The organism is Mycobacterium sp. NGS63, from assembly GCF_059812295.1.
Window position 1 is genome coordinate 325107 of sequence record NZ_JCALCJ010000006.1, and the last position, 16055, is coordinate 341161.

Annotated in this window: 6 protein-coding genes; 4 read left to right on the plus strand and 2 right to left on the minus strand. The window is 67.8% G+C overall.

Features of this window, described 5'->3' with window-relative positions; translation table 11 throughout:
* Position 1 precedes the first annotated feature (1 nt).
* A complete protein-coding gene (locus tag AC5Y4Z_RS17900; protein ID WP_499965809.1) occupies positions 2–7180 on the plus strand; it encodes an amino acid adenylation domain-containing protein in 7179 nt (2392 codons plus the stop codon).
* Positions 7173–8519 carry a cytochrome P450 gene (locus tag AC5Y4Z_RS17905; protein ID WP_499965810.1) on the plus strand — a complete coding sequence of 449 codons (1347 nt, stop codon included), beginning with the start codon at positions 7173–7175 and terminating at the stop codon, positions 8517–8519. Before AC5Y4Z_RS17900 ends, AC5Y4Z_RS17905 begins: the two co-directional genes overlap by 8 nt.
* Before the next feature lie 10 nt (positions 8520–8529).
* Here the strand turns inward: AC5Y4Z_RS17905 and AC5Y4Z_RS17910 are convergent, their stop codons facing one another.
* Positions 8530–11415 (minus strand): MMPL/RND family transporter, encoded by a 2886-nt coding sequence (locus AC5Y4Z_RS17910; RefSeq protein WP_499965812.1) that lies wholly within the window; start codon positions 11413–11415, stop codon positions 8530–8532.
* Positions 11412–11831, minus strand: coding sequence for an MmpS family transport accessory protein (locus AC5Y4Z_RS17915; protein WP_499965968.1), 420 nt, complete (start codon positions 11829–11831; stop codon positions 11412–11414). The genes AC5Y4Z_RS17910 and AC5Y4Z_RS17915 overlap by 4 nt, the downstream gene beginning before the upstream one ends.
* 423 nt (positions 11832–12254) lie before the next feature.
* Between AC5Y4Z_RS17915 and AC5Y4Z_RS17920 the strand changes: the two genes are divergently transcribed.
* Both AC5Y4Z_RS17920 and AC5Y4Z_RS17925 read left to right on the plus strand, forming a co-directional pair.
* Positions 12255–12473 (plus strand): MbtH family protein, encoded by a 219-nt coding sequence (locus tag AC5Y4Z_RS17920; protein WP_499965814.1) that lies wholly within the window; start codon positions 12255–12257, stop codon positions 12471–12473.
* Positions 12474–12874: 401 nt separating this feature from the next.
* Positions 12875–16030: an MMPL/RND family transporter gene (locus AC5Y4Z_RS17925; RefSeq protein ID WP_499965816.1), complete on the plus strand. Its 3156-nt coding sequence runs from the start codon at positions 12875–12877 to the stop codon at positions 16028–16030.
* Positions 16031–16055 lie beyond the last annotated feature (25 nt).

The window sequence follows — 16055 nt, forward strand, 5'->3', positions numbered from 1 at the left end:
GATGACCGGTTCCATTGGAGTGTCCGCGGCGCAGGAGGCCGTTTGGTTCGCCCAGCAGCTGGCCCCGGATGTGCCCAACAACATCTGCGGCCACCTCGAGATACACGGTCCGGTGGACGCGCAGGTGATGGCCGCCGCGCTGCGGCACGTCTGTCGTGAGACCCAGACGCTGCATGTCACGTTCACCGACGGCGAAGACGGGCTGCGCCAAACACCGCGTGACCCGGGGACGTGGGAGCCGGATTTCTTCGACGTCAGCCACGCCGGCAGCCCGGCCGCCGCCGCCGGCGGCCTGATCGCCGAAATGACGCGCCGCGCTTTCGATCTCGGCAACGACATCCCGTACCGGGCCGGGCTGATCAGACAAGACGCGGCGCGGCACTCCTTGTTCGTCGTCGCGCACCACATCGTGTGCGACGGGTTCGGGGTGCTCATCGCCGTGCGCCGCATCGCCGAGGTCTACACCGCCCTGAAGGCGGGCCTCGAGCCGTCACGATCCAAATTCGCCTGTCCCGATGCGATCGTCAGGGAGGACCTCGGCTATCGAGCCTCCCCGAGCTTTGTCGCCGACCGGCAGTTCTGGCAGAGCTACACCCGCGCATGGCCGGAGCCGCCGGCGATCTCCGACCTCCCTACTTCGCCGCGCGCCGCGACATTGCACCACAGCCTGACCCTCGCGGGAGCGGACGCGGCGAATCTGGGTAAGGCGGCGTCCGACATCGGCGTGTCCTTTCCCCGATTCCTGACCGCCGCGTTGGCCGGGTGCTTCGCCCGCGCCTCCGGCGCGTTGGAATTCCCCTTCCGGCTGTCGTCGGCCGGCCGGATCGGTGTCGCCTGGAGCACGCCGTGCCTGCTGGCCAACGGAGTTCCGGTGCGCGTCAACGTGTCACCGGGCATGGGATTCCGGGACTTCGCCAAGGCACTCGATCACGAGATCGGCACCGTGCTCACCCATGCCCGCTACCACGTCTCCGAAATCCAGCGCGATATGGGCATGCAGAAAAGGCAACGAAACCGATTCGGCCCGATCCTCAATATCGTGCCACTCTTCGGAAGCATGGACTTCGCGGAAGTTGGTGCGTCGTTCCAGGGCGCGTCCTTCGGCGCCTGCGACGACCTCGCCGTCTCGGTGTACTACGACGCGCGGGCAGCCGACAACGGGGACGCTTGTGACGTCCTCGTCCAGATCGACGCGAACGGGCTCCTGTACACCGACCGGGATCTGGCCCGCTTGGGGCACCACCTGGAGTCGTTCCTGCGTGCGGTCATCGCCGACCCGCACCGGCGAATCGACCTGATCGAGGTGATCGAGCCGGCCGAACGCGCGCTGGTCGTAGACGAGTGGAACGACACCGCCACGCCGATGCCGGACGCCACCATACCCGAGCTGTTCGCCGCGCGGGCCGCGTGGACCCCCGACGCGGTAGCGGTCGAAGACGAGCGCGAGGCGCTGACCTACCGCGAACTCGACGCGCGCGCAAGCGATCTGGCCGACCGCCTGAGACGGCGCGGGGCCGGGCCGGAAACGGTCGTCGCCGTCGCGTTGCCGCGTTCGGTTCAGTTGGTGACCGCGCTGCTGGCGATCTCCAAGTCCGGTTCCGCGTATTTGCCGATCGACCCGAACTATCCGAGCGAGCGCACGGCCTACATTTTGAGCGATGCCGCCGCGCGGGTGCTCGTCACCGACACCGCGACCGCGCCGCTGGTGCCCGAGACCGGCGCCGAGTTGCTGATCCTGGACGCGGAAGATCCCGAGGGCATCGGATTGCCGCGGTGGTATGCGGCATTCGACGCCATGGTGGGCGGACGGGCCGACCTGTCGCCGCGGCCGGACGACCTCGCCTACGTCATGTACACCTCGGGGTCTACCGGACGGCCGAAAGCGGTTGCGATCACGCACCGCAACGTCGTGGCGCTCTTCGCGGGCCTCGACCGGTGGTGCCATTTCACCCACACCGACGTGTGGTCGTGGTGCCACTCGCCGGCCTTCGACTTCTCGGTGTGGGAGTTGTGGGGGGCGCTGCTGCACGGCGCGCGCGTGGTGGTGGTGCCGTGGGAGACCGTGCGATCGCCGGGCAAGCTGTGGCAACTCATCCTGGACAAGCGCATCACGGTGCTGAGCCAGACCCCGTCGGCGTTCTACGAGCTGACCCGCGTGGAGCGCGAATGCCAGGCTGCCGCCGATGATCTCGCGCTGCGCATGGTGGTGTTCGGCGGCGAGGCGCTGGATCCGTCCCGGTTGCGGGGCTGGTACCCGGGCGAGCGGCCGCACGCGCCGTCCCTGATCAACATGTACGGCATCACCGAAGCCACCGTGCATACGACGCACCTCGAACTGACTTCCGAGCACGCCGGACGGGGCGCATCCCCGATCGGGACCCCGCTGGGCAATTGGCGGTTGTTCGTCCTCGACGGGGGGTTGGGCCCAGTGCCGGTGGGCATGACCGGCGAGCTGTACATCGCGGGCGCCGGCGTGGCGCGAGGGTATCGGGGCCGGCCGGGGTTGACCGCGGCGCGCTTCGTCGCGTGCCCGTTCGGCCCGCCCGGGGCTCGGATGTACCGCACCGGCGATGTCGTCCGGTGGGCGGCGGACGGCTCGCTCGAGTACGTGGGCCGCGCCGACCAACAGGTCAAGATCCGCGGCTATCGCATCGAGCCGGGGGAGGTGGAGGCCGCCCTGGCGGCCCACCCGCGGGTCGCCCAGGCGGCGGTCGTCGCCCACACCGCGCCGGGCAGCGGCGACAAGCAACTGGTGGGCTACGTCGTGGCGGACGCCTCCGCTACCGATGAATTGACCACCGAGATAAGGCGCTTCGCGGCCGCCCGGCTCCCGGAGTTCATGGTGCCGGCCGCGGTCATGGTGCTGCCGGCGTTCCCGCTGACGGTGAACGGCAAGGTCGATCGGCGCGCGCTGCCGGCCCCGGAGTTCGTCAGCGGGGTGCCGTACCGGGCCCCGCGCGACTCCCGGGAGGTGAGGCTGGCCGCACTGTTCGCCGAGGTGCTCGAGTTGCCGCGGGCCGGGATCGACGACGGGTTCTTCGACCTGGGTGGTCACTCCCTGTCGGCGACCCGGCTGGTGGGCCGCATTCGGTCCGAACTCGGTGTGGAGGTGCCGATCCGGGTGATTTTCGACGCCCCCACCGTCGCCCAACTGAGCGAATGGATGACCACACACGACGGCGAGCGCGTCCGTGCGCCCCTGCTGCCGCGGCAGCGGCCGCGGCGAATGCCGTTGTCGTTCGCGCAGACTCGGCTGTGGTTCATCTACAAGTTCCAGGGGCCGGCCCCGACCTACAACATCCCGTTGGCGATGCGGCTGACCGGCACCCTCGACTCGCGGGCGTTGACCGCGGCGATCGCCGATGTGATAGCCCGCCACGAAAGCCTCCGCACGGTGTTCGCCGAGGACGACGGAACGCCGTGGCAACGGATCCTGCCGGCCGAGGCCGTGGAGCTGCCCGTGCAGATCAGCGCGGTATCCGGCGAGCGGGATCTGGCCGCGGAGGTGGCCGAGGCCGCCCAGTACCCGTTCGACCTGGCCACCCAGATTCCGCTGCGCGCCAGCCTGTTACGGGTCTCGGCGACCGAGCACGTGCTCGTCTTGGTGCTGCACCACATAGCCGCCGACGGCGCGTCGCTGATGCCGCTGGCGCGGGACCTGGTCACCGCGTACGCCGCGCGGCGCGCCGGGCACCGGCCGGGCTGGTCACCGCTGCCGGTCCAGTACGCCGACTACACGCTGTGGCAGCAGGAGGTGCTCGGGCGCGACGACGACCCCGACAGCGTGCTGTCGCGCCAGCTGGAGTACTGGCGCGGCGAACTGGCCGGGACCCCGGAACGGATCGCGTTGCCGTTCGACCGGCAGCGGCCGCCGGAGCAGTCGTTCGGCGGTGAGCTGGTGCCCTTCACCATCACCCCGCAGCTGCGGGGACGGATCGAGCAGCGGGCCCGCGAAACGGGGACCACCACGTCGATGGTGCTGCAGGCGGCGCTGGCCGTCCTGCTCCGAAAGCTCGGCGCCGGCGACGATTTGGCGATCGGGGGACCGATCGCCGGCCGCACGGACGAGGCGCTGACCGACCTCATCGGGTTGTTCGTCAACACCTGGGTGCTGCGGGTCGACACCGCGGGCAATCCCCGCTTCGCCGAACTTCTCGAGCAGGTTTCCGGGAAGGCGCTGGCCGCCTACGAAAACCAGGACGCCCCGTTCGAGCGCCTCGTGGAGCTGCTCAACCTGTCGCGATCCACGTCGCACAGTCCGCTGTTTCAGGTGTCGCTGGCGCTGCTGAACAACTCGCTGCCCGAGGTCGACTTCGCCGGGCTGAGCATCGACACGCTGCCGGTGCACACCCACACCGCGAAGTTCGACCTGTCCATCAGCCTCATCGAGCTGCCGCCGGCCGACGGGCAGGTGCAACCGCTGCCGGGGACCATCGAGTACGCCACCGACCTGTTCGACCACGACACCGTCGAGAAGATCGCCCGCCACTACCTCCACATCCTCGAGGCGGTCACGGCCGACGTGGATCGGCGGATCGATGCGATCGAGATCATCGACCCGGCCGAACGCGAACTGGTGCTGGCCCGGTGGAACGACACCGCCCGGCCGATCCCGGACGCGACCATTCCGGAGCTGTTCGCCGCGCAGGTCGCCCGCACCCCGGCCCTGACGGCGGTCGAGGACGAGAAGCAAGCGCTGACCTTCCGCGAACTGGACGCGCGCGCAAGCGCTTTGGCCGCCGAGCTGACGGCCAGGGGCGCCGGCCCGGAAAGCATCGTCGCGGTCGCGCTGCCGCGCTCGGCCGAACTGGTCACCGCGTTGTTGGCGATCCTCAAGAGCGGGGCCGCGTACCTGCCGATCGACCCCAACTACACAGGGGAGCGCACCGCCTACATCCTGGCCGACGCCGCCCCACGCCTCCTGATCACCGACGCCGCCAGCGTCGCTGGGCTGCCCGGCACCAAGGTGCCGAAGCTGATGATCGACGCCACCGACTGCACGACGGCGCCGGCCAAGCATCCCGCGCCCTGCCTGCGGCCGGAGAACCTGGCCTACGTCATGTACACCTCGGGTTCGACGGGGAAGCCGAAAGGCGTTGCGGTCACCCACCGCGGTGTGATCAACATGGCGCTGCACCACTGGCCGGAAGACCATGCGCGCGACCGGATCTCGGTGACCGCTTCGCCGGGATTCGACGGCTCGGTGTCGGAAACGTGGCCGGCGCTGCTGCGTGGTGGCACCCTGGTGGTATCGGAGGGCCCGGTCAGTATGGCGGCCTTCCAGAAACTCGTCGGCCGGCGCGGCGTGACGTCGGTGTTCATGCCGACCGCCCTGTTCCACCAACTGGCCGAGGACGACTTCGACGGCCTCGACGGGGTGGAGTTGCTGGAGACCGCCGGCGACGCGCTGTCGCCCGTCGCGGTGGACAGGTTCCGGGCGGTCCACCCCGAGCCGGCGCTGATGAACGCCTACGGTCCCGCCGAGGCCACCGTCTGGTCGACGACGTACTACGTTCCCGCGGGGCGAGGATTCGAGGGCGCTTCGGTGCCGATCGGCGTCCCGCTGGCCAACGTGCGGGCCTACGTGCTCGACGCCGGGTTGTGCCCCGCGCCGGTGGGAGTGCCGGGTGACCTGTACCTCGCCGGCGCGGGCGTGGCCCGGGGCTACCGGGCCCGGCCGGGGCTGACCGCAGCGCGGTTCGTCGCGTGTCCGTTCGGCCCGGCCGGGGAACGGATGTACCGCACCGGCGACGTGGTGCGCTGGACCGCGGCGGGCGCGCTCGACTACGTGGGCCGCGCCGACGAGCAGGTCAAGATTCGCGGGTTCCGCGTGGAGCTGGGCGAGGTCGAGGCGGCGCTGGCAGCTCATCCGTCGGTCGCCGACGCGGTGGTCACGGCGCACGCCGGCACCGGGGGCGGCGACAAGCAGCTGGTGGGCTACGTCGTCGCGAAGCCGGAGGCGGGCACCGACCCCGAAACCGGGGTCGCCCAGTTGCCGGTGCAACTGCGGCGGTTCGCGGCCGAGCGGCTGCCGGAGTTCATGGTTCCGGCGGCGGTCATGGTGCTCGACAAGTTGCCGCTGACGGTGAACGGCAAAGTCGACCGCCGCGCGCTGCCCGCGCCCGAGTTCGTCAGCGCGGTGGCGTATCGGGCGCCGCGCAATCCGCGCGAAGGGGTGCTGGCGGCGCTGTTCGCCGAGGTGCTCGACGTGCCGCGGGTCGGCATCGACGACGGGTTCTTCGACCTGGGCGGCCATTCGCTGTCCGCCACCCGGCTGGCGGCCCGCATCCGCGCGGAGCTCGGGGTCGACGTGCCCATCCGGGCGGTGTTCGACGCGCCCACGGTTTGCCAACTGGCCGAATGGCTTTCGGAAGAACACGCGTCCGACTTCGTGGACCCGTTCGCCACGGTCCTGCCGCTGCGGATGGAGGGGTCCAAGCCGCCGGTGTGGTGCGTGCACCCCGCCGGCGGGGTCGCGTGGGGTTATCGGGGGCTGGTCAAGCACCTCGACGACCGGCCCGTCTACGGGCTTCAGGCACGCGGCGTCGACGGCGCGGCGCCGTTCGCCGCCTCGATCCCGGCCATGGTGACCGACTACCTCGAGCAGATCTTCGCCATCCAGCCCGAGGGGCCGTACATCCTGCTGGGGTGGTCCTTCGGCGGGGTGGTGGCCCACGCGATGGCGGTGGAGCTGGCCCGCCGCGGCCACGACATCCAGCTGCTGGGCCTGATCGCCAGCGTCCCCAGATACGAGGACGATCCGGTGCTGATGACCCAGTTCTTCGAGGCCGACACCCGAAAGCTGATCAACGCCTGGGCGACCGAGCGCTACGGCATTTCCATCGACGATCCCGAATACAAGTCGTTGGCGGACACCGCGATCGCGTTGACCGGCAACAGCGTCGAAATCTTGCAGGACTTCATATCGCCCGTCTACGAGGGTCGTTCGCTGCTGTTCATCCCGACGATCGAGGAACCGAGAACGCCGGGTGAGTACGTCGCGGCGTGGGCGCGGCACCTGCGGGGTCCCGTCGGGGTGCACGAGATCGGGATCCGGCATTCGGATATGGACATGCCCGAACCGATGGCGTTGATGGCTGAGGTGCTCGAACGCGAGCTCAACGAGAGCGACCCGGGGCTGACCATGCCCTCGACATGTGCGGAGGTGAGCCATGGTTGACACGGCGCACGCGGTACGCGACACCGCGCCGGCCGGGCCGGGGATCGGCCAAATGCTCAGGCTCGCATGGCGTCTGCAACACCGCGGAGACTCGGCGTTCGACGAGGTGTTCGACCGCTACGGCGACGTCGTGTGGTTGTCGCTGCCCCCCGTGGTGTCGCGATTGCTCACCGCCGCCGGGTCCCGCATCGCGCTGGTGCGGGATCCCAAGCTGATCAAGCCGCTGCTGATGGCGCCCGCCGAGGTCGTCAACGCGACCGAGCCCCATCGGATGCTGGAGGCGTTGTGGGGGGATCGGTCCCTGTTCATCATGGACGGGCCCGCGCACCACCGAATGCGAAAAGTCATGCTGCCGCGACTGCGGGGCGACGCGCTGGCGCAGTGGCGCGAGTTCATTGCGGCGAAGGTCGAGGGCGAGGTCCCCTGGTGGATCGGCCAGCCGGCGGTCGCCATGCATCCCTGGATGCACGACCTGTCGCTGGAGCTGATCTTGAAGATGCTGCTGTCGGTGCCGGACGACGTGATGCCGCAGTGGAAGTCGGCGTGGCGGGACCTGCTCGGGACGGTGACGTCGGGACAGATCGCGGTGCGGTCGGCGCTGCGGTCGGTGGGCGCGATGCGGTTGTGGCCGCGGTACCGGCGCGAGTTGCAGCGTTGCGAGCAATTGCTGTTCGACGAGATCGCCCGCCGCCGAAGCCATCCCGAGCAGGAGCACAACGACGTCGTCGACCTGCTGCTGCGCGCCGACGGTGAACCAGTGTCGGACAAGGACATTCGCGACCAGGTCTTCGCGATCATGATCGGCGGCTACGATCCCCCGGCCGCGCTGGGCAGCTGGGTGTTCGAACGACTGGTCCGTCATCCGGACGCGCTGGCCGCCGCGACCGCGGAGGCGCGCGACGGCGAGGGACGGACGGCGTACCTGGACGCGGTGGTGCACGAGACGCTGCGCCTGCGCCCGCCGTTCATGTTCGTAGCCAGGCTCATTCGCGAGCCGCTCACCCTGGAGGGACATCGCTTCCCCGCCGGCACGATGCTCATGGTGGTCATGTCGGCCGTGCATCGCAAGCCGGACCTCTACCCGGACCCGGGATCGTTCCGGCCGGAACGCTTCCTGCAGCAGCGCCCCACCTTCTACGGGCACATCCCCTTCGGCGGCGGCGAGCACCGCTGCCTCGGCGACCGGGTGGCGGTCTTCCAGGTCACCCACGCGGTGGCCGCGGTGTTGCGTCTCGTCGACGTCGCCGCGGTGGATCCCGACGACGAACCGGCCCGCCTCGAATCCGGTGTCCGCGTCCCGGCCAAGGGCGGCGTCGTGCGCGCCACGTGGGCCGGCTAACCGGCCATACTCACCGCGTGGTTCCGGACAACAGGGAACGCACCAGCGGCCGGGGCCCGTAGGGCCGCAGCATGGAGCTAGCGGGGCGCGGTCGCACGACTTGCGGCCACCAGAACCAGCGTCCGAGCAGCGCGGCGATCGACGGGGTCATGAAGGAGCGCACAACCAGGGTGTCGAACATCAGGCCCAGCCCGATGGTGGTGCCGACCTGGCCGATGATCCGCAGGTCGCTGACCACCATGGACGCCATCGTGAAGGCGAACACCAGGCCCGCCGAGGTCACCACCTTGCCGGTGCCGCCCATCGCGCGGATGATGCCGGTGTTGATGCCGGACCCCAGTTCCTCCCTGAACCGCGAAACCAGCAGCAGGTTGTAGTCGGAGCCGACGGCCAGCAGGATGATCACCGACATCGCCAGCACCTCCCAGTGCAGATCGATGCCGAGCAGGTACTGCCACAAGGCCACGGACAGCCCGACGGACGCGCCGAGCGACAGCGCCACCGTGCCCACGATGACCAGCGACGCGATGAAGCTGCGCGTGACGATGAGCATGATGACGAAGACCAGGCACAGCGCGGCGACACCGGCGATCATCAGGTCGTATTTGGAGCCGTCCCACAGGTCTTTCACCGTCGCCGCGGTGCCCGTGACGTAGATCTTGGCGTCCGACAGGGACGTCCCCTTGAGCGCCTCTTCCGCCGCGGTCTTGATGCCGTTGATGTGCGAGACACCCTCGAGGCTCATGGGATCGCCCCGGTGCGAAATGATCATCCGCACCGCCTTGCCGTCCGGGGACAAAAAGAGGTTTTCGGCGCGCTGAAAGTCCTTGTTCTCGAACACCTCTGGCGGAAGGTAGAACGAGTCGTCGTTCTTCGACGCGTCGAAGGCCTTGCCCATGGCGGTGGCGTTCGCACCCACCTCGTCCATCTCACCCAGCAGGCCGGACGTGGTGCTGTACATGGACAGCATCATGGTGCGCATGCTCTCCATCGAGTTGATGAAGGCCGGGAACTGGGCGATCAGTTGCGGGAACAACACGTCGATCTGATCGAGATCCTTGACCAGGGCATGGAATTGGTCGCCGATCGAGTCGATGCCGTCCAGCGCGTCGAAGATGGACCTGAACGACCAGCAGATGGGGATGTCGTAGCAATGCTTCTCCCAATAGAAATAGCTGCGGATCGGTCGCCAGAAGTCGTCGAAGTTGGCGATGTTGTCGCGCAGCTGATCCGTGATGACTTCCAGGTCTTTGGTTTTCCCGATGATGCTGTGGGTGCTCCTGTTGAGGGCCTGCATCAACTCGTACATGCGCCGCATCGACTTGATCGTGTCGGCCATGTTGTCGGCCTGCTTGAGCAGGTCGTTCATCCGCAGCTTCTGCAGCTGCATGTTCTGCACCTGCCCGGCGTTCTGCATGCTGAGCAGAAACGGTATCGACGTGTGCTCGATCGGGGTGCCCTCGGGCCGAGTTATGGTCTGCACCATGGCAATTCCCGGAACGGCGAAGACCGCCTTGGCCACCCGGTTCAAGACGAGAAAGTCGGTCGGGTTGCGCATGTCGTGGTCGGTCTCGAGCAGCAGCACCTCGGGCTGCATCCGCGACTCGGGGAAATGCCGCGCCGCGGCGGCATACCCCTGATTGGCGGGCAGCGACCTGGGGATGGAAAGCCGGTCGTTCAGGCTGACCTTGTAGCCGGGCAGGGCAAGCACACCGATCAGGGCGATGGCTAACGAGGCGATGAGAATGGGAAGCGGCCAGCGCACGACCGCGGTGCCCAGCCGCCGCCATCGACCGACCCTGATCCGCCGCTTGGGGTCGAAAATGCCGACGCGACCGCCGACGGCGATCACCGCCGGCACCAGCGTCAGCGCCACCGCGATGGCGACCAGCATGGCGATCGCGCAGGGCAGCCCCATGGGTTTGAAGACCGGCAACCGGGCGAACGTCAGGCAGTAGACGGCCCCGGCGATGGTCAGACCGGATGCCAAGACGACGTGCGCGACGCCGCGGTAGGTCGTGTAGAACGCCGTCTCCCGATCTTCGCCGGCCTGGCGGGCCTCCTGGTACCGGCCGATGAAGAAGATCCCGTAGTCGGTTCCGGCGGCGATCCCCAGGGACACCAGCAAGTTGACGGTGTACGTGGTCAGGCCGACCAGCCCGTGGTCGCCCAGGAACGCGACCGTCCCGCGGGCGACCAGCAACTCGACCCCGACCATCAGCAGCAGCAGAATCACCGTGGTGACCGAGCGATAGACGAGCAGCAGCGTCACGAAGATCACCGACAGCGTCACGATCGTGATCTTGGCGACCGTCTTGTCGCCGCTGTGCGACATGTCGGCGGTGAGCGCCGCGGGACCGGTGACGTACGCCTTGACCCCCGGCGGCGCCGGGGTGCGGTCCACGATCTTGCGGACGGCTTCGGCCGATTCGTTGGCCAGCGCCTGGCCCACGTTGCCGGCGAGGTTCACCTGGACGTAGGCGGCCTTGCCGTCCGCGCTCTGCGCGCCCGCCGCCGTGAGGGGATCCCCCCAGAAGTTCTGGATGTGCTGCACATGCTTGCGGTCCTCTTGCAGCTCACGGATCAACCGGTCGTAGTACTTGTGGGCGGCCTCGCGCAGGGGTTCCTGGCCTTCGAGCACGATGAGCGCCACACTGTCGGAATCGGATTGGTGAAAATCCGCGGCCATCCGTTTGGCCGCCTTCACCGACGGTGCGTCGTTCGCGGTCAGCGACAGCGCGTGGTCCCGTTCGACCTGCTCCAGCGACGGAACGGCAACGGTCAGCACGACGGTGAGGGCCAACCAGGCCAGGATGACCAGCACCGAGAACCGCCGGATCGTCCGCGCCACCCGCGGCGGCCTGGTGGCTGGCGAATCCACGTTCGGGTCGCTCATGCGGCCTTCAACAGGCAATAGGTGAGGGCGCTGGCCTGGTGCGTGACCTTCTCGGCCTTGACCATGCCGTTGACCACGATGCGGCAGCCGATGACGTCGCTGTCACCCTGTGCGACAACGTTTCCCACCACCGACAGGGACGCGGTCTTGAATTTCAGCGACCACGGCAGCCTGGCCGCCTGGACGAGCTGCGGGTCACCGTTGGCGTCGAAGTAGCTGATGTTCGCCACCGTCCCCGGCGCGCCGAAGACCTCGTACGTCAGCTCCTTGGGGTCGACGGGCGCGGGGTCGGCGATCTTGCTGTCGGCGTAGGAGGGGCGCTTCTCGGAGCCGAAGACGCCGTGCAGCCGTGAGACGGTCAGTGCCGCAACGACGATCACGGCGAGGATCACCAGCGGAATCCAGAGCCTGCGCATGACCCCCGAAGGGGCACCGCGCCGACGCCCGCCACCCGGCGTCCCCGCGTCCCCGGTCGAACGGGCGGACACCCGCTCGTCGCGGGCGGCCGACGTCTCGAACAAGGGGAATGTCGCGGGCCAGAACATGCGTCGCTCACCTCACGCGAGCCGCGCCGCGCTCAGCGCCCGGGTCGGATGATTAACCACGCAGAGGCCCCCTAATCGGCGATTCGACAGCGCCTGCTTGCCGATTCGATACGCGATGGTAAATCGCGCCGAGTAGCTCGACGGGCCGCTTAGTAGGAGGAAAGGTAGGCGGCCCAGTCGAATCGAGTGTTGCCGCGCCCCAAATCGAGTAGTGCCCGTCCGCCGTTGCCGGTTCCGCGGCCCGGCGCAGCCGGTATGGTCCCGCTTGTCTCGACTAGACCGTATGGAGAACCGATGAGCATCAATCCGTTCGACGATGAGAAGGGCACCTTTTTCGTCCTGGTCAACGACGAGGATCAACACAGCCTGTGGCCCGCGTTCGCCGGGGTCCCGGACGGCTGGCGGGTGGCTTACGGCGACGCGGACCGGGCTGCGTGTATGGACTACATCGAACAGAACTGGTCCGATATCCGCCCGAGGGTCCTCCGCGAGCAGCTGGCAGCCGATAGCTAAAGAGTTGTGCGGCAGCCACTTTGGCTGTCGGCCGCCCTCCGGGCCGGTGGAGCCGAGCCCCGGGCGTTAAGGCTTCGGCGGCCGCGCGCCGCGCCTACTCGATCTCGGCGCGACCGCTACTCTACTTGTGCCAAATCTGCCGCCACCGGATCACGCGGTCATAGGCTCCGGCGCATGACGGCCAGTCGGGAAGATGCAAACCGCCGCACTCTGCGGTGTGACGTTACAAGCGGAATCTGATCGCGGGTTGAACGAGAAGTGAAAGTTCCGTGAGGGCTGAGTCTTCGCCGAGGCGGCGGCGCCGACTGTTTGCAGTCGGCCCGGGCAGGCGTCGCCGGGCAGAGACGACGGGCGCGTCAGCCCAGGGCCGAACCGTATTCGATTGGCTCGGCATCGTTGTGGTGCGCTGGCCGGTCGCCATCGTCGGGGCTTGGGTCGCGCTGGCAATCGGCCTGGCCCTAGGGTTTCCGTCGCTGAGCCACATGGTTCGCGAACATCCGGTCGCGATGGTGCCGTCCGCTGCGCCGGCGATGGTCGCGGCTCAACACATGAAAGAGGCGTTCCACGAGTCCGGCGCCGACAACCTGATGCTGGCGGTCCTCACCGACGACCAGGGACTCGGACCCGCCGATGAGGACGTTTACCGCGCACTGGTCGACAAGCTGCGCGAGGACACCCGCGACGTCGTGATGTTCCAGGACTTCATCAGCGCACCACCTTTGCGCGAGGTGATGACAAGTGCGGACCACAAGGCTTGGTTCCTGCCGATCGGCCTGGCGGGCGGGCTGGGCACACCCCAGGCCCTCGATGCGTACGCCCGGGTCGCCGATACCGTCAAACAGACCACTTCCGGATCCGGGCTGACCGCCAACCTGGCCGGGCCGGCGGCCACCATCTCGGATGTCAGCTACATCGGCGAGCGAGATATGCGGGTGATCGAGATCGCGACCGCGGTGATGGTGCTCGCCATACTGCTGATGGTCTACCGAAACCCGGTGACCATTCTCTTGCCGTTGATCATGATCGGCGTATCGCTGACAACGGCGCAACGGATCGTGGCCGAACTCGCAAACCTGGGCCTGGGCATGTCCCAAATAACCATCGTCTTCATGACCGCGTTGATGGCAGGCGCCGGAACGGACTACGCCGTGTTTCTCATCGGTCGCTATCACGACTGCCTGCGGCGAGGGCTGGATTCCGATCAGGCGGTGTGTGGCGCCTTGGTGTCGATTGGCAAGGTCATCGCCGCATCGGCCGCGACCGTGGCGGTCACGTTCATGTGCATGACCTTCGCCCGATTGGGCATGCTCTCGACGAGCGGGCCGGCGCTGGCGATATCGATCACCGTGGCATTTCTCGCCGCCATGACGCTGCTGCCGGCGATCTTGGTGCTTGCGGGGCGGCGCGGTTGGGTTGCCCCCAAACGCGACCTCACCACTCGTCTCTGGCGGCGCTCCGGGATCCGAATTGTGCAGCGGCCCGGCGCACATCTGCTCGCCAGCCTGGTCGTGCTGGCCGTGCTCGCGGGCTGCGGGAGTTTGGTCCGATTCAATTGGGACCAAAGCAAAACCTTGCCGGATGACGCCGAGAGTAGCCGCGGCTATGCCGCGCTACGCGGTCATTTTCCCTTGAGCACGACCGTTCCGCAGTATCTGTTGATCCAGTCGCCACACGACCTGGCGACCCCCAGGGGCCTCGCCGACCTGGAGCAGATGGCACGGCGGGTAAGTCAGTTGCCCGGTATCACGACGGTGCGGGGGATCACCCGGCCGAACGGCGAACCACCGGAAAAGGCCAGCGTGGCGTATCAGGCGGGCGAAGTCGGCGGCAAGCTGCAGGACGCGTCGAACGTGATCACCGACAGCAGCGGCGACCTCGATCGGCTGACCGACGGCGCCGACAATCTGGCCGGCACCCTCACCGGCGTCAGCAACAGGGTCAGGCAGGCCGTCTCCAGTGCGACCAACGTCGTTGAGGCGCTGAATGATCCGCGTATCGAGAATTCGCGGGTTGTGTTGCAGCAGCTCGCGCACAGCGGAACCCTCGACGAGATAGCGCAACTCGCTCGAGAGTTGCCTCCGACGCCGGAGACGCAGACGATCCAGTCGACGGTGAGCGGCTTGCGTCAGACACTCACGAACGCCACCGCCGACCTGCGATCGCTGGGCATCGACCGTCCTGCCAATGCCCGGGCGCAACTCACCTCGATGCAACAGGGCGCGGAGGCTCTCGCCGCCGGGGGCCAACGATTGGCCGATGGTGTGCACCGCTTGGTCGACCAGACCAGGCGGATCGGGTCGGGTCTTCGCGAGGCGTCGGTGTTCCTGTTGGCCTTGAAGCAGGACGCGGCGTCGAATCCGGCGATGGGGGGGTTCTACATTCCCCCGGAAGTGCTGAGCGGCAACGATTTCAAGAAGGCGGCCACGGTTTTCCTGTCACCCGACGGGCACGTGGCACGGTACTTGATCCAGACGGCGCTGCAGCCCTTCAGCACCGACGCCATGGACCAGGTCAATGCGATCACCGAAACCGCTCACATGGCCCAGCCGAATACCACTCTGGCGGACGCGTCGGTTTCCATGGTGGGTTTCCCTTCGGTGAATCGGGACCTGCGCGACTTCTACCACCACGACCTCAGTTTCGTCATGCTCGCGACGATGGGCATTGTCCTGCTGATCTTGATTGTGATGCTGCGCGCGCTCATTGCACCGGTGTATCTCATCTGTTCGGTGGCGATCTCGTACTTGTCGGCACTGGGCATCGGCGTGATCGTGTTCCAATTCATGCTGGGTCAAGAGTTTTCCTGGCACGTGCCGGGTATGGCCTTCATCGTCCTGGTCGCCGTGGGCGCGGATTACAACATGCTGCTCATCTCCGAAATCCGAAACGAGTCCGCGCGCCACGGCATACGTTCTGGCGTCATCCGCACCGTGGGCTCGACGGGCGGCGTCATCACTTCGGCCGGATTCATTTTCGCCGCTTCAATGTTCGGGCTTTTGTTCGGCAATCTGCTCGGCCTGGTTGAGGCCGGTCTGGTCATCGGAGCCGGGTTACTACTCGACACCTTCGTCGTGCGAACCATCACGGTGCCGGCGCTGGCGGTCTTGGTCGGCAAGGCGAACTGGTGGCCGATCCTCTGGGGACGGCCGGCGCGGCAGTCACGCTCGGCTGAGCAAGCCGAATCCCCGGTGGCGTCCGGAAATAGCCGAAGCACGCCCGCGCCGGTCGCGGGCAACGGTAAACCCGCTCCCACTGCCTCGGTCAACGAGTTGGGCGTCATCACCTTCCGGGTGGAACGCTCCGGCATCCGCGAGTGCACCAGCACACCCGCCATCAGCGTCACCTATGAGCTTGACCGGTTGCGCCGAGCGACGCCCTACGCGAGGGTGCCGCGCGAGCCGGGCGTCGGCGGACACGGCGCTCGCCCGAACACCGACGGGCACAACGGGGTTTCGGCGGTGCACCCGCGCCGGTCGGCCCAACCCCAGGTAATAGAGCAGTCGATCTACGCGGGCTTGCATCGGCGGGAGGATCGCCTGCCGGCACGGTCGCAATAAGTCAGTCCCTTGTCAAGCAGAGAAA